At 65.6% G+C, this 14,971-nt stretch carries 11 protein-coding genes and 3 pseudogenes; 6 read left to right on the plus strand and 8 right to left on the minus strand.

Annotated elements, in window-relative coordinates; genetic code table 11:
- Positions 1 to 147: 147 nt before the first annotated feature.
- Entirely contained in the window at positions 148 to 1,344 is a 1,197-nt protein-coding gene (locus EYB28_RS19530; RefSeq protein ID WP_240930781.1) for a LacI family DNA-binding transcriptional regulator, read from the minus strand.
- A gap of 38 nt (positions 1,345 to 1,382) precedes the next feature.
- Here EYB28_RS19530 and EYB28_RS19535 point away from each other — a divergent pair, with 38 nt between their 5' ends.
- Together EYB28_RS19535 and EYB28_RS19540 are read left to right on the plus strand one after the other, a co-directional pair.
- Positions 1,383 to 2,864 (plus strand): aldehyde dehydrogenase family protein, encoded by a 1,482-nt coding sequence (locus EYB28_RS19535; RefSeq protein ID WP_166852883.1) that lies wholly within the window; start codon positions 1,383 to 1,385, stop codon positions 2,862 to 2,864.
- A 351-nt stretch (positions 2,865 to 3,215) separates the two neighbouring features.
- The gene (locus EYB28_RS19540; protein ID WP_240930782.1) at positions 3,216 to 5,879 is read left to right on the plus strand and encodes a carbohydrate-binding protein; all 2,664 of its coding nucleotides are present in this window, start codon (positions 3,216 to 3,218) and stop codon (positions 5,877 to 5,879) included.
- Positions 5,880 to 5,946: 67 nt separating this feature from the next.
- On the opposite strand, the gene dgoD is transcribed toward EYB28_RS19540, so the two are convergent.
- The 5 genes from dgoD to EYB28_RS19565 form a co-directional block, all read right to left on the minus strand.
- Complete coding sequence (gene dgoD / locus EYB28_RS19545; RefSeq protein WP_166852886.1) at positions 5,947 to 7,080, minus strand: galactonate dehydratase; 1,134 nt, start codon at positions 7,078 to 7,080, stop codon at positions 5,947 to 5,949.
- A 10-nt stretch (positions 7,081 to 7,090) separates the two neighbouring features.
- Complete coding sequence (locus EYB28_RS19550; RefSeq protein ID WP_255461602.1) at positions 7,091 to 7,717, minus strand: bifunctional 4-hydroxy-2-oxoglutarate aldolase/2-dehydro-3-deoxy-phosphogluconate aldolase; 627 nt, start codon at positions 7,715 to 7,717, stop codon at positions 7,091 to 7,093.
- A gap of 71 nt (positions 7,718 to 7,788) precedes the next feature.
- On the minus strand, positions 7,789 to 8,622 hold the full coding sequence (locus EYB28_RS19555) for a carbohydrate ABC transporter permease (protein ID WP_166852910.1): 834 nt from the start codon (positions 8,620 to 8,622) through the stop codon (positions 7,789 to 7,791).
- Positions 8,612 to 9,535: a carbohydrate ABC transporter permease gene (locus EYB28_RS19560; RefSeq protein ID WP_240930784.1), complete on the minus strand. Its 924-nt coding sequence runs from the start codon at positions 9,533 to 9,535 to the stop codon at positions 8,612 to 8,614. Before EYB28_RS19560 ends, EYB28_RS19555 begins: the two co-directional genes overlap by 11 nt.
- Positions 9,536 to 9,563: 28 nt before the next feature.
- Complete coding sequence (locus tag EYB28_RS19565; protein WP_166852892.1) at positions 9,564 to 10,865, minus strand: sugar ABC transporter substrate-binding protein; 1,302 nt, start codon at positions 10,863 to 10,865, stop codon at positions 9,564 to 9,566.
- A gap of 251 nt (positions 10,866 to 11,116) precedes the next feature.
- Here EYB28_RS19565 and EYB28_RS19570 point away from each other — a divergent pair, with 251 nt between their 5' ends.
- The 3 genes and pseudogenes from EYB28_RS19570 to EYB28_RS19580 form a co-directional block, all read left to right on the plus strand.
- Positions 11,117 to 12,127, plus strand: coding sequence for a sugar kinase (locus EYB28_RS19570; RefSeq protein ID WP_166852896.1), 1,011 nt, complete (start codon positions 11,117 to 11,119; stop codon positions 12,125 to 12,127).
- Positions 12,127 to 12,903, plus strand: a complete 777-nt coding sequence (locus tag EYB28_RS19575) for an IclR family transcriptional regulator (protein WP_166852898.1) — start codon at positions 12,127 to 12,129, stop codon at positions 12,901 to 12,903. Before EYB28_RS19570 ends, EYB28_RS19575 begins: the two co-directional genes overlap by 1 nt.
- Positions 12,904 to 13,032: 129 nt before the next feature.
- Positions 13,033 to 13,371 (plus strand): annotated as a pseudogene (locus tag EYB28_RS19580) (transposase); the annotation flags it as partial.
- A gap of 69 nt (positions 13,372 to 13,440) precedes the next feature.
- On the opposite strand, the pseudogene EYB28_RS20460 reads toward EYB28_RS19580, so the two are convergent.
- Positions 13,441 to 13,707: pseudogene (locus EYB28_RS20460) on the minus strand (glyoxalase); the annotation flags it as partial.
- Positions 13,708 to 13,714: 7 nt separating this feature from the next.
- Here EYB28_RS20460 and EYB28_RS19590 point away from each other — a divergent pair.
- Positions 13,715 to 14,344: an IS3 family transposase gene (locus tag EYB28_RS19590; protein WP_166852902.1), complete on the plus strand. Its 630-nt coding sequence runs from the start codon at positions 13,715 to 13,717 to the stop codon at positions 14,342 to 14,344.
- Positions 14,345 to 14,353: 9 nt separating this feature from the next.
- Here EYB28_RS19590 and EYB28_RS19595 read toward each other — a convergent pair.
- Positions 14,354 to 14,575, minus strand: a pseudogene (locus tag EYB28_RS19595) (transposase); the annotation flags it as partial.
- Positions 14,576 to 14,971: the final 396 nt, after the last annotated feature.

Here is a 14,971-nt window from a genome sequence, read left to right on the forward strand (position 1 = left end):
TCACACTCTCCCTCGAGCATCGTTGCATCAGGACGCCACCAAACTGGTGAACCGGTTTTCCACCGTAGAGCATTCTCCCCCTGCTTGACAACCCACAAGTTGCCATCCCCGGTCACGCCGGGCGAGAAACCCTTTCGTCCGCGCAGGTCAGCGGGAGGGCGCGCCGACCGATCTGCGAACGACAATCTCGTAGCCGCCGTCCAACTGCCGGCTCTCGGCGGGCCGTCCGTCGATCTGATCGACCAGTGCGTCGACGGCCGCTGCACCGAGCGCAGCAAGCGGCATCGCCAACGTGGTCAGCGGCGGATCGAGGAAGTCAGCCATGGGCAGGTCGTCGTATCCGATCAACGAGATGTCGTCCGGCACTCGTAGCCCTCGGTCGCGCACCGCCTTCATCACCCCGATCGCCTGCGGGAAAGTGCTCGCGTACAGGGCGGTCAGCTCGGGCCGAGAATCGAACAGTTCGTGAGCCGCCTCGCAGCCGCCAGACTCGTTGAAAGCGCCCGCGGCGTAGGCGCCGGAGTCGAGACCCAGCTCGCCCATCCGCACCTGGAAACCTTCCAAACGCCGCTGCGCAGGCACGAGGTCCAAAGGTCCCGTCACCATGCCGATCCGCTCGTGACCCCAGGAGTGCAGGTAGTCGACCACGAGCGCGCTCGCGCCTCGCATGTCGAGTCGAACGTTGCGGTTCGAGCCAGGAACCTCACGATTGAAGAAGACATGCGCCACTCCTCGACGATCAGTGAGCAGCCGCTCGACGAGTGGGTGATCTGGTCGCGACGACGCCACCAGGAGCCCATCGACGCGCCCCGCGGTGACCAGCTCCGCATACGAGGCGTCGTCATCGTCGCCAGCCCCGTCCTCTGCGATGAGGAGCACGTATCCGTGGTCTCGTGCCCGTCGGAACGCTCCGCGCGTGATGGCCGCATACACGGAGTTCGACAGGTCTGGTATCAGCAGGGCGAAGGCCCGTGTGCGCGACACGGACAGCGCGCGAGCCGTGGCGTTGGGACGATACCCAAGCTCCGCGGCGATCGCGAGGACCCGCTCCCGGGTCTCCGGCCGGATACGCAGTGTGGTGTCGTCATTCATCAGTCGCGAGACGACAGACTTCGTGACCCCGGCACGTTCTGCCACGTCGACGAGCCGCGCCCGCTGTCGCGGCTCCGCCGACGGGCGAACGCTCGCTTCCGATGCCATCCCAAGACCCTTCCGCTGCTGATGCTGATATGGACATCTTGCCAGCAGGTCGCAGATGACACCCTGAACGTCCGAGGGATTGCCGCGGCAGTGTGCCAGGAGGTAGGGTCTGGTAAACCGGTTCTCCGCGTCGTGCTCGAACACCGACGAGACTCGATCGCGTCGCCAACGGAAGGAATGATGTGAGACACCCCGAGCTCTTCAACGGCGAAGGCCTTCTCGGCAGCGAGCCCGCTGCCTTTGTCGCGGGCCAGCTGGAGTCCGACACCGCGCACGGGACCACGCCGGTCATCGCTCCGACCGACGGCAGGGTGGTCGCCAACGTGCCCAACGCATCGCCTACGACGGTCGACAGGGCCGTGCAGGCAGCTAAGGAGGCCCAGCGCGACTGGGCACGACGTAGCCACATCGACCGCGCAGCCGTCCTGAGCTCGGTTCGCGACGCAATCGCCGAGAACGCCGACGAACTGGCGCAGATCGTCGCCGTCGAGCAGGGCAAGCCCTTGCAGGACGCACTCGGCGAGATGACGGGCGCTCAAGGCTTCTTCGACTTTGCCGCAAGCCAGAAGTACCGTGCCGTCGGCTCGATGCTCGCGAGCGAGCACGGCCGCTCGGTGAGCGTGCGCGAAGAGCCCGTCGGCGTCGTCGCCGCGGTGCTGCCATGGAACTTCCCTGTGGCGATCTTCGCACGCAAGGTCGCACCGGCTCTCATGGCGGGAAACGCTGTCGTCGTCAAGCCCTCGGAGTTCACGCCGCTCTCAGCCCTGGCCCTAGCTGTGCTCTGCCAACGCGCAGGCATACCGGACGGCCTACTGAGCGTGGTGTGCGGCGAGGGGCGTGACACGGGCCGAGCGCTGGTCACACACCCGGACGTCGGCATGGTCACGATGACCGGGTCGACGCGGGGAGGTCGCGAGATCCTCACCCAGGCGGCAGCCAGCATCATCCCCGTGTCCCTCGAACTCGGTGGGAAGGCGCCGCTGATCATCTTCCCCGACGCAGATCTCGACGCCGCCGTAGACGCCGCCGTTGACGCGCGACTCTGGAACGCGGGACAGGTCTGCACCTGCAACGAAGTCACTTACGTCCATCAGGACCTCCACGACGAGTTCCTCCGCCGAGTGGTCGAACAATTCTCCCAGATCGCGCCCGGAGACCCACTAGCGTCAGGATCGAAGCTTGGCCCGCTCGTCGCCGAACGCGAGCGGGCCAAGGTCCAGGGGATGGTCGACGACGCCGTCCGAGCGGGAGCACATGTCGAGACCGGTGGCGGTCGACCGGAGGGGGACGAGTACGAAACCGGAGCCTGGTTCGCCCCCACCGTCCTCTCCGGCGTCCACGCGGAGATGGACATCGCCCGGCAAGAGATCTTCGGCCCGGTTCTTCCTGTGATCCCGTTCAAGGACGAGGAGGAGGTACTGGCGTCTGCCAACTCGACGGCCTATGGACTGACCGCCTACGTCTACACCCGTGACCTGTCCCGCGCGATGCGCATGGTTGACGAGTTGGAGTTCGGCGAGGTCTACGTCAACCAGGTCGGCCCCGAACAGGTACAAGGTTTCCATACCGGCTGGAAGTCCTCCGGGCTCGGTGGCGACGACGGGGAGCACGGGTACGAAAAGTATCTCCGAAGAAAGACAACGTATATCCACCACGGCGCCTGAGCAGGTTCGGTTCTTCTGTCGGGTCGGCGTTGTTCCGTCGACCCGACAGAAGAACCGAACCTCAGACACTAGGACCCGCGGATATTCACCTGGGCAGTTCCACGGTGTTAGCGTTCTCATCCCCAGTCTGCCCTGGTCCCGCCGATGCCGCGAACCTCCCGTCCGACACACATTTTAGCGGCTCTCCTCGACCAATCGAGACGAGTCCATGTCTTCTTGGATACACCCCTTGCCTATGTCGGAAAACCGGTTTAGCGTTGAGCCGCGCCCCCTTTCGATCAAAGTGGATCGAGGCGCAGAGCGAGTGCTCCTGCCGCCCAGCGGCACGTGCTTTCGCTCCGAGATGGAGGGATGATGTTCGTGCACCACGACACCTCGACCGCTGCACCCCCGGGAGCTCACCGCTCCGGCGGCACCAGACGCACCGCAGCACTCGTCGTCGCCAGCCTGACCGCGATGGCCCTCACCGCGGCGGTCCCGATCGCATCCGCGGCCGACGACACGCAGGGCCTCGGCAACGAGACCACGCTCTACGACTTCCAGGACGGGCAGGTCCCCGCAGAGATCGGCCCCTACAAGGCACAGTCCTCGATCGTCGGCGACGACGACAAGAAGATGCGGGTCGACTTCGAGGCCGAGGAGAACTTCTACTCCTCGTTCGCGGTGCGACCGGACCCGGTATGGGACTGGTCCCAGCAGGACTCCGAATCGATCGGAATCGCGATGGAGCTCACCAATCCCGGCGACCGATCCATCCAGCTGATCATCGACCTCGCAAGCACCAGCGGTGTCGCAACACGTAGCGTCAACGTTCCCGCCGGGGGCGGAGGCACCTACTACTTCGACGTCGACAGCCCGGCACTGGACCTGGACAGTGGACTCCGGGCCGACCCGTCGTGGCTCGCGGACAAGAGTGTCAACTCCGCAGTCTGGATGTGGGGGTCCAAGGAGACCGACACCAGCCACATCAGCCAGTTGACCTTCTACGTCGCCGGGCTCCTCCACGACCGTTCCGTGGTGGTCGACGACATCCGAGTCGTTCGTGACGCCCCTGGCGACCCTGACTACCTCACGGGTCTCGTCGACGAGTTCGGACAGAACGCCAAGGTCAGTTACGAGGGAAAGATCTCCAAGGCTGCTGAGATTCGTCAACAGCGCGTCAAAGAGGCCAAGGACCTGCGCAACCACCCGGTGCCCTCCGACCGCAGCAGCTTCGGCGGCTGGGCGTACGGACCGCGGCTCGAGGCCACCGGGAACTTCCGCGTCGAGAAGTACGAAGGTCGCTGGACCCTCGTCGACCCCGAGGGGTACCTCTACTTCTCGACCGGCATCGACAACGCCCGGATGTTCGACTCACCCACGACCACGGGTTACGACTTCGACCACGACACGCTCCAGGAGTTCCCTCCGCCGTACCTGACTGCCGGCGGCCCCGAGGACCTAAACCGCGTCCAGAAGTCGGCGCTGCCGACTCGACACGAAATCTCGGACGTTCGGACCCGCCTCTTCTCCGAACTGCCGGACTACAGTTCCAGCGCCGGCGAACACTTCGGATACACACCGGAGACTCTGGCCGGGCCGGTGTCGCGGGGCGAGACGTACAGCTTCTACAAGGCGAACGTCGACCGCAAGTACCCGGGCAGTGACTCAATGGAGTCCTGGCGCGAGAACACGGTCGACCGGATGCTGAGTTGGGGATTCACTTCCTTCGGCAACTGGACCGACCCGGAGATGTACGACAACGGCCAGATCCCGTACTTCGCCCACGGCTGGATCAATGGTGACTTCAAGACGGTCAGCACGGGGCAGGACTACTGGGGACCGATGCCGGACCCGTTCGACCCTGCGTTTGCCGACGCAGCGGCTGCGACGGCACAGGCCGTCGCCGACGAGGTAGACGACAGCCCGTACGCCATCGGGGTCTTCATGGACAACGAGCTGAGCTGGGGTAACACCGACTCGTTCGCCACCCACTACGGGATCGTCAGCAACACCCTCGGCCGGGACGCTGCGACGACCCCGGCCAAGGCCGCTTTTGCCGATGCGCTGGAGCAGAAGTACGAGTCGATCGGCGCGCTCAATGACACGTGGGGGACGATGATTCCTTCGTGGACGGCGCTTCGATCGGGCAACGTGGACCTTGGGTCTGACGACGAGGCGAAGAGAGAGGACTACTCGGCACTTCTGACGTTGTACGCCGAGAAATACTTCGCGACGGTGGACACCGAACTGGACAGAGTCATGCCTGACCACCTCTACGCCGGATCTCGGTTCGCCAGTTGGGGCCGGACCCCGGAGGTCGTCGAGGCCGCTGCAAAGTACGTCGACATCATGAGCTACAACGAGTACCGCGAGGGTCTGCACCCTGACGAATGGGCGTTCCTCGAAGACATCGACATGCCCAGTCTGATCGGTGAGTTCCACATGGGTACGACCACCTCCGGTCAGCCGCACCCCGGTCTCATCTCGGCCGGGAGCCAGAGCGAGCGCGCCGACATGTACGCCGAGTACATGGAGCAGCTCATCGACAACCCGTACATGGTGGGCGGCCACTGGTTCCAATACGCCGACTCGCCGGTCACCGGACGTTCGCTCGACGGTGAGAACTACAACATCGGCTTCGTCTCCGTCACGGACCGGCCGTACCCGGAGATGGTGTCGGCAGCCCGGGAAATCAACGAAGAGCTGTACGACCGTCGCTTCGGGGATCTCCATTCGCCGGACGCCTGGAACCAGGACAGGACCTACACGACCGGCGAACAGGTAACCCACCGCAGTTCGCTCTATCTGGCCGGATGGTGGACCCGGGGCGACGAGCCCGGAACTTCCACGACCGGAGCCTGGCAGGAGATCGTCGAGGACGCCTCCGGTCGTGCGGTCTGGACGCCCTCGCGCGTCTTCACCGCTGGCGACTCCGTGGTGCATCAGGGCGTCGAATACGACGCCCGATGGTGGACTCGGAATCAGGAGCCTGGCAAGAGCAACAACGGCCCCTGGGTCGTTGCATCCGATTGACCGTAGGCCCTCACGCCCCGAGATCGCCGGGGCCGACGTCGCGCATGTCGGCCCCGGCGATCCCGCGTTACCAGTCCCCGTGGGAGCCGTCCTCATGGACATAGACGGGGCTGCGCCAGTCGCCGGCATACCCGCGTTCAATGAAGCGGTCCTCGTCCGGCTGGATGCCCAGACCCGGCCCCCGAGGAACGTCGATGAACCCCTCATGCATTTCGAACGGTTCGGTCAAGAGTCCGATGCCAAGGTCACTGCCGTCGTCGATGCTCGGATGCTCCTGGATCAGGAAGTTCGGCGTACAGGCGTCCAGCTGGAGGCACGCAGCGAGCGAGATGGGCCCAAGTGGGTTGTGCGGTGCGAGGCTCATGTAGTGCGCCTCGGCCATTGCGGCGATCTTCTTGGACTCCAGGATGCCGCCGGCATGGCAGAGGTCCGGCTGGACCACCGACACCGCTCGGCGCTCGATCAGGTCGCGGAACTCCCACTTGGTGAAACGACGTTCACCGGCGGCGATCGGCACGGTCGTCGACGCGGCGATGTCACGCATCGCCTCGACGTTCTCCGGGAGGCAGGGCTCCTCGATCCACAGGGGATGGTACGGCTCGAACTTGGCGATGATCCGCTTGGCCGTCGCGGGCGTCGTCCGTCCGTGCATGTCGACAGCGATGTCGAATTCCGGGCCGACCGCCTCACGCACTGCCGCAAGCCGGCGTACCTGGCGGTCGACGTAGTCGAGCGACTCGACGTCGCGGGCGGGTCCGTCGATCCCGATCTTGATCGCCGTCAGGCCATGCTGCTTGGCGCGTAGTGCCGCCGCGACGAAGTCCTCGTCCGACTTCCCACGGCCGTGCCCGTACATTCGCATCCGGTCCCGCAACCGACCGCCGAGCATCTCGTGGACCGGAGCCCCGTAGAACTTACCCTTGATGTCCCACAGGGCGTGCTCGAGCCCGGAGATGGCGGAGACGGCGACGGCTCCTCCACGATAGAAGTTCCCTCGGTACATCACCTGCCAGTGGCGTTCGATCTCGAGAGGGTCCTTGCCGACGAGGTACTCGGCGTAGTGCCGCACCGCGGCCTCCACCACGAGCGACTGGCCCTCGACAACTGGTTCCCCGTAGCCGGTGAGGCCGGCATCGGTGTCGACTGCCACGAAGGTCCAGCGAGGCAGGACGTGGAAGATGCGGACTGCCGTGATCTTCATGTCGGTACTCCTAGTCGGCGGCGCGGCGAGCGGTGGTGAGAGTTCGGACATGTTCGGCGCTGATGGTGCGGGTCGCGCCGCTCAACGAGACCGCCCCCGCACCGGCGGCGAGGAACGTCCGGGCGTTGTCGCCGTCGACCCCACCGGTCGCGACGATCCTCAGGCCGGGGAAAGGTCCGTGCAAGGCGGAGATCATCTCCGGGCCGACCACGCTCGCGGGGAAGAGCTTGACCCATCGGTGGCCGGCGGACCGAGCTTGCTGGACGTCGCCGGGACTCATCACACCCGGAAGGTGGGGCATCCCGAGTCGGAGGCTGGCCTGTGCGACAACGGGGTCCCAGCCGGGGGCGACGGTGAAGGCGGCGCCGAGGCCGTGGGCTTCTTCGGCTGCGGCGACACTCGTGACCGTCCCCGCTCCGACGACCTGGTCTCGCTGCGACGCAGCGGCGACCACCTGTGAAAGCGCGTGCGAAGCGGTGGTGTCGGACAAGGGGATCTCGACGAGCGCGAACCCGAGGTCCCACGCCCGGTGCGCCGTACGGACCGTCGTCTCGGCGTCGAGCCCCCGCAGGATCGACATCAGTGGCGACGTCGAGAACCAGCTGTCGAATGCCGCATCCGAGGCCGCAGGTGAGATGGGCTCGGCGGTCGGCTGGAGTCCGGGGTCACCAGGGACTGCCGGACCGCCAAGAGGGCGAACGTCCATGTCTACTTCACCGCTCCCGCCGTCATGCCACTGATGATGCGACGCTGCAAGAAGATGAAGATCAGCGTCAGCGGCACCAGAGCATAGAGCGACGCTGCCATCAGGTCGTTCCACTGGATCCGGTACTGCCCGATGAGCTGGCCGATTCCCACCGGTACGGTCTTCTTGTCTTCGCTCGAGGTGAGCACGAGGGCGAAGAGGTACTCGTTCCAGCCGCTGATGAACGCGTAGATCGCCGTCGCGGCCACACCCGGCAACGTCAGCGGGAGGATGATCTGGAAGAAGGTCCGCAGCCGGCTGCAGCCGTCGACGGCCGCGGCCGCGTCGAGCTCGGTGGGCACGGACCGGAAGTACCCGACCATCATCCAACTGCACAGGGGGAGCTGGAAGGAGACGTACGCGATGATCAGCGCCGTCCGGGTATCGATGAGTCCCACCGACTGGAACAGCTTGAAGTACGGGATCAGCAGCATGATCGACGGGAACATCTGGGTCAAGAGGAGGAAGGTCATCAGAGACCCCCTGCCCCGGAAGTGGAACCGCGTCACGCCGTACCCGGCGAGGGCGGCGAACGCGATCGCGATCACGGTGGACACGGTCACGATGAGAATCGAGTTCGCGAAGTACGCACCGAACGGGTAGTCCGTGAAGACACGCACGAACGCGTCGAGCGACGGATTCTGCGGCAGCCAGCGGACGGTCTGTGAGAAGAGTTCGTCGGAGCCCTTCAACGCGGTGGAGAGCATCCACCCCACGGGGACGAGGACGACGAGCGAGCTGAGGACGAGGAGGCCGTAGGCCACCGCGTCCGCAGGTCGGATCGCGTTACGAGTCATCACGATGCAGGACCTTCTGATAGATGGCGCTGAGGGCGAGGCAGATCACGAGCACAACGACCGCGGCAGCGGCCGCGTCCCCCCACTGGAAGTTCTTGAACGCGCGCTCGTAGATGTCGATGCTGACGACGCTGGTGGCGCCCGCAGGACCACCGCTGGTCAGGAGCCAGACGATGGTGAAGTGCTTGAACCACCAGGCGGTCTCCAGCACGACGACGGCGAGCAGCACAGGCCGCAGTCCGGGAAGCGTCACGTGACGGAACTTGCCCAATCGTCCGGCCCGGTCGAGCGAGGCCGCCTCGTAGAGCTCCCGCGGGATCGTCTGCAGTCCGGCGAGGACCAGCACCATCACCAAGGGGTAGCCCTTCCAGATCGCCGCGAGGGCGACGGCGAAGAGGGCGAGGTTCGGGTCGTCGAGCCAGGCCACGGGTTCATCGATGATCCCGGCCGCCAGAAGGTCCGCATTGAACAGCCCGTAGACGGGGTTGTACATCCACTTCCAGATCAGTGCGACGACGACCTCTGGAAAGAGCCACGGCAGCACCAGCACGACGCGAAAGACTGTCGTATACCGTAGCCCTCGGTCGAGCAAGAGGGCGAGGCAGGTGCCCACCACAAGGTTTCCGGCGACGACCAGAAAAGCAAACCCGAAGGTCACCAGGATCGAGTTGAGGAAGCTGCCGTCGGTCGCCAGCCGGGCGTAGTTCTCCAGGCCGATGAAGTCCCAACGGTTGACGAGGTTCGTGTCGAAGAAGCTCAGGCCGATACCGTAGAGGATCGGATAAGCGACGAGAACGAGAGAGACGACCAGCACGGGAAGTGTGAACAGCCGCCCGGCGATCGCGTCGCGCGTCGACTGCACCCCGCCCCGGCGTCGACGGGGTCCGGTGCCGTCCGATGCCTGGGGAAGCACTGTCGGTCGCACTTCTCGGCGCGGTGACCTAACCGGCACGCTCGATCTCCTCACGGGTCGCCCGGGCCGCAGCCGCTGCGGCCTCTTCGGCAGTCGCGTCCCCCAGGATGACGCTCTGGTAGGCCTCTGTTCCGGCGATCTGCACCGATGTGTAGAACGGTGCCTGCGGCGGCGCATAGCCGTACTGGATGGCTTCGACGAAACCGGCTAGGTCGCCTTCTGCAGCCTGGATCGCGTCGAGCGCATCACTGCGCATCGGGATCCGTCCCGTGGCTTCCGACCACTTCACCTGGTTCTCCTTGCTGAGGAGGAACTTCAGGTACTCCCCGGCGATTTCCTTCTGCCCGCTGGTCTCACTAATGCTGTAGCCGCCGAGGCCCAGGTTGGCCGCCGGTTCGTGTCCTTCGGCGTGTGGTACCGGCACAGCCGCCAGCTTTCCTGTGAGGTCCGGGTTCTGCGCGAGAATCGCCCCGATGCCGTTCGACCCACTGATCATCATCGCGGTCGAACCCGAGGACATCAGGTTCACCGCTTCGGGGTAGGACGTGCTCAGGGTCCCGACCGGTGTGACCTCGTACTCATTCACGAGATCGCCGTAGAGCTGAAAGGCCTCCGACGCCTCCGGCGTGTCGTATCCGGTCGCCCAGCCCTCACCGTCGGCCTCGAGCTCGACAGCACCGAAGGACCGCAGGACAGGGAGGAATCGACCGGCCCCGGATAGGTCGGCGGAACCTAGGAGCGCCACTCCCCAGCGGTCAATTTCGCCGTCGCCGTCGGTGTCTGCCGTCGTCTGGCGAGCGGCCTCGATGAACTCGTCCCACGTGCCGGGGGCCTCGAGCCCCGCGTCTGCGAACCAGTCTGTGCGATAAATGAGCCCGGTCGGGACGCCGTACCAGGGCGCGAAGGTCATGGTGCCGTCGACGCTCGCCTGTTCCACACCTTGCGAGTCGAAGCCTGCGACGAACTCACTCCCAAGAACTTCGTCCAGGTCGGCGGGCGCACCGAGGTCGACGGACTTGGCGGCGAACGCCGGGTCGTTGAAGAAGATGTCAGGAAGGGTGCCGCTCGACGCCATGGCGACGAGTTTGGGCTGGAGCTCGTTTGATGGGACCCCGATGTACTCGATGGTGACGTCGGGGTTCTGCGCCATGAACTCGTCGGCGATCTCTTGCTCGACTTCACCTTCGGGACTCTCGACGATGGTGCTGCTCAGCACCGTGATAGTCGTCCCGCCGGCGCTGTCGTCGGCCTCGTCGCCGGAGCACGCGGTCAGGGCACCACCGGCCAGGACGGCGGCGGCGAGCATGCCCACAGTTCGCGTCGTTCTCATCGTGTGCTGCTCCTCAGGTCAGGAAACGCGGTCGCCCGCGCCCCGTTGCTTCCCGGGGTCTTCAATGACCGCGGAAGTGTGCGTATAGTGCACATCATGTTGCGTTGTGTGGTCACACTAGAACGTCGAACGCGAGCTCCGCAAGCCATACCCTGCTACAGAGCGGGAACTGCGACCGCAGCAGGTGTGGTTCACTGTGCGACAGGTGCGCGTACCGCGTGCCATACGCACAATCGAGGAAAGAGAGGCCGATGCCCTCAGGACCCGTCCAGGCCCCGCACTCCCGCACCCTGCCGCTTGCCGGACATGTCATGTGTGTCGGCGAGACGATGGCAGTCGTGGTTCCGTCAGACCACGCTCGGCTCGAGCAGGGCGAACGCTTCGCCATCTCCCACGCCGGCGGCGAGTCGAACGTTGCCGTCTCACTGGCACACCTCGGCACTCCCACGGCGTGGGTGGGGCTTCTCGGCGACGACCCCCTTGGCCGACGGGTGCTGAGTGAACTCACCGATCTTGGCGTCCAAACCAGTGAGGCACGGTGTGTGGTCGGCGAACGGACCGGGGTGATGTTCAAGGATCCGGACCCGAAGGGTTCGCACGTCTACTACTACCGGGCCGGATCGGCGGCGGCGACGATGGGCCCTGAGCTCGTGCCGCCGCTGGTCGACCAACACCCCCGGCACGTGCACGTCACCGGTGTGGTCTCTGGGCTGTCGCGCTCCTGCCGCAAGCTCGTCACCACGCTCCTCGACGAAGCACGACGCGCTGGCGTGCCGTCGAGCTTTGACGTCAACTATCGGCCCGCACTGTGGACCGACCTGGAGACTGCAGCAGCGACGATCCGACTCGCCGCTTCCCTCAGCGACACCGTCTTCGTAGGGCTGGACGAAGCCCACGCTCTCTGGGGTGTCGAGTCCAGTGACGCGGTCCGTCACTTCTTGCCAGAGCCCGACACCCTTGTCGTCAAGGACGGTGCCCACTCAGTGGTCGCCTACAGGGGCGACCTGGTCGAGAAGATCCCGGCTCTACCAGTCGACGTCGTCGAACCCGTCGGCGCCGGTGACGCGTTCGCCGCAGGCTTCTTGCACGCCCGTACTCATGACCTCACTCTTGGAGCCAGCGTCCGACTCGGTCACCTCATGGCTGGCACTGTACTGCGGTCAACTTCGGACCACGGCAGCCTTCCGGCGACCCCGGACGAACTCGTTACCGCAGCCCGTACCGGTGCAGACTGGGGGCAGACGACCAACAGGAGCGAATAATGGGCACATCAGTGGAACGGGCGCTCGACGTCCTCGAGAGCATTAGCTCCTCTCCCAAGAAAGCCGGAGCACTGGGAGAGGAGCTCGGCGTACATCGCTCCACCATGGTCCGTCTCCTGCAGACGCTCGACGAACGGGGCTACGTCAGGCGCCACCCGTCAGGAAAGTGGGGCATCGGTTTCAGGCTGATCGCCGTCAGTCAGCAGGCGCTGGACAGCATGGATCTCCGCGAGATCGCACGGCCACACCTCGCCAAGTTGAGCGCTGCAGCAGGCCACACGATCCACCTCGCTGCCCGCGAAGGCGCCGCTGTCTACTATGTCGACAAGGTCGAGGGGGAGGGAGAAGTGCGCATGCGGTCGCGAGTCGGCGCAGAAGCACGCCTCCACACCGCAGGTGTCGCCAAGGTGATCATGGCGTTCGCCCCGCGGGAGATCCAAGACCAAGCAATTGAGGCATGCACTTTCGACAGGTTCACGTCGACGACCATTGCCGGTGCCGATGAACTACGCCGCGAGTGGGCCCTGATCAAGCGCCGGGGTTGGGCGACCGACGACGGCGAGCAGGAGGACTGGATTAACTGCGTCGCGGTGCCGGTCTTCGACGCAACCGGCGACGCAATCGGAGGACTGTCAGTCACGGCTGTCCGTTCGATTGCCACTCTCGACGATCTTCAAGCGCACCTGAGCGCGATCCTTGCGGCTCGCGACAGCATCTCCCAAGAACTAGGGTGGTCGGCGCCACGAAGTGGTAGGAGCGGTGTGAGTGTGACGTAATCCGGGCGAAATGTCACGGTCTCCCGCCTCGGTGGGCGTCCGCCAGCGGTGCCCTTGCGGCGTCGGGCGGCGAACTCGTCGAACTCTTGCGGGATCACGGCTTTGCCGATGTTTCCCGTCCGGATGAACCATCTACGCGTGGGGCGGCGATGTCCGGGTCGTCCGCGCTCCCGTCCCGAACGGGTGCGTGGCGACAAAGCGTGCTCTTCTCGTGCGATGAGGCATCACCTGCGCTCCCGAGGCATCGTCGCGGTCATCCCCGAGCCCGCCGATAAGCAGGGTCACCGGAAACCTCGTGGTGCCCGTGGCGCTCGCCCCGTCGGCGAATACCACGACGACTACAAGGGCCGCAACGTCGTCGAGCGCGGGTTCAACGACACCAAGCAGTGGTGGGGCCTCGCCACCCGATACGGCAAGCTCGCGCTCACCTATCGGGGCGGTGTCGTCCTCCGTGCGATCACGCTCTGACTCAAGGCCACGACGTGACGATCATCGCGACTCGTCGGCGACGACCTCTGCTTTGAATCCGGCGGAGTTCTACAGCCAGCCAGCGTAGTGATCCGTGCCTCCCGCGTGGGGATACCGGATCTGATACAACGGCTGCCAGCCGTGCTGCTCCGCCTGAGCCATGATCGCGTCGACCCGATCGGGCGCGCCCGCCCTGAATCAGTGATGGTTCACCCCGGTCGCCCTCCGATCGTGCGTCGCCGCGGAAAGATTCGGGGAGGTCGTGAGCGTCAGATACGCGCCACCAGCGGCCCACGACTCGCCCTCGGGCCACTCGCCCTCGCGCTCGAAGCCGAGCCCCGTGATGCCTGCAGCCAAGTCGCAGAAGTTCCGGCGCAGAGCAGTGGACCTGGCCCGGCGTGGAGACGCGCCGGTGCGGCAGGTCGCGAACGATCTGGGAGTCAGTGAGTCGTGCCTGCGCCGGTGGATGGCCCAGGACGACGTCGACGCGGGCCGGCGTGAGGGTCTGACCTCCGCGGAGCGCAAGGAGCTCGTCGAGCTGCGTCGCCGCACCTGGGTGCTGGAGATGGAGAACGAGATCGTCAAGCACGCCTCGGCGTACTTCGCGCGGGAGAACGTGCTCCCAGAACGATCGCCCGGTGCGTTCGTGAGCTCGCCGACGACGGGTTGCCCGTCGCGATGGCGTGCCGGGTGCTGGGCATCTCGCGGGTCGGGCTTCTACGAGGCCACCGGGCGGGCGCCGTCGCCGCGGGCCGTCGCCGATGAGCAGGTGTCTGCCACGATCACGCAGATCCATCAGGCTTCACGGGCGACCTACGGTGCCCCGCGCTTGCATGCCGAGCTGCGTCTTGGGCTGGGGATCCGGTGCGGGCGAAAGCGGGTGGCCCGGTTGATGCGGGACAGACTGAACAACCACCGAGAGGGGGGTCCACTTTCAGACGTCGCCAGGGGGTTCATTTTCAGCCGTCGTTGACATTCATAGTCGTAGTCGTTTGGGTTCCCACCTGCGGCCAGGGTGGCTGGTCAGGGCGATGGTCTGCATCCAGGCGGTCAGGTCGGCGGCGAGGGCGACGATGGCGCACCAGATGCGGTTCGCGTTGAAGTCGTGCAGGGGCAGGTTCGCCAGGCCAGAGTCTTCCGCGATGCGGATGCGGTCCTCACAGCGGGCGCGGGGGCGGTGGCGCAGCTCAAGGTCGGCGAGCTGCGCGACATGACGACGGTGCCTACCAAGTACGCCCGCTTCGATCGACCTGAGGCCGAGCAGAGGGCGCGTGGCCGCAACTTCCGCGTACTGACCCTCCAGCAGTAGGGCCTCACGAGTCCTGGCGAGGCGACCACCTGCTTCACTAACTGCTTCACGAAGCGTCCGTTCACGCGCGGACGCTCACGAACCGCCACGGGCGAGAATCCGCCGCTCAGCGCGCGCTTGCGCAGGTCGTTCTTGATTCGGGACGAAGAGGTCGCAGGTTCAAATCCTGTCACCCCGACCAGCAGGTAGGCCCTCCGACCAGCGGAAACGCTGGTCGGAGGGCCTATCGCGGGTTAGCGGCCAAAATGTGTGTCCGTCTCGGGCGTGTCGATGTCATCGGTGGGAGTGTCC

It is taken from the genome of Isoptericola sp. BMS4, assembly GCF_011634835.1.
Lineage (GTDB): Bacteria > Actinomycetota > Actinomycetes > Actinomycetales > Cellulomonadaceae > Isoptericola.

What these genes read in the sequence shown, in the direction of transcription:
- EYB28_RS19540 (WP_240930782.1), top strand. Translation starts at nt 3,216, where the DNA reads ATGATGTTCGTGCACCACGACACCTCGACCGCTGCACCCCCGGGAGCT.
- dgoD (WP_166852886.1), bottom strand. Translation starts at nt 7,080, where the DNA reads ATGAAGATCACGGCAGTCCGCATCTTCCACGTCCTGCCTCGCTGGACC.
- EYB28_RS19555 (WP_166852910.1), bottom strand. Translation starts at nt 8,622, where the DNA reads ATGACTCGTAACGCGATCCGACCTGCGGACGCGGTGGCCTACGGCCTC.
- EYB28_RS19565 (WP_166852892.1), bottom strand. Translation starts at nt 10,865, where the DNA reads ATGAGAACGACGCGAACTGTGGGCATGCTCGCCGCCGCCGTCCTGGCC.
- EYB28_RS19570 (WP_166852896.1), top strand. Translation starts at nt 11,117, where the DNA reads ATGCCCTCAGGACCCGTCCAGGCCCCGCACTCCCGCACCCTGCCGCTT.
- EYB28_RS19575 (WP_166852898.1), top strand. Translation starts at nt 12,127, where the DNA reads ATGGGCACATCAGTGGAACGGGCGCTCGACGTCCTCGAGAGCATTAGC.
- EYB28_RS19590 (WP_166852902.1), top strand. Translation starts at nt 13,715, where the DNA reads ATGCCTGCAGCCAAGTCGCAGAAGTTCCGGCGCAGAGCAGTGGACCTG.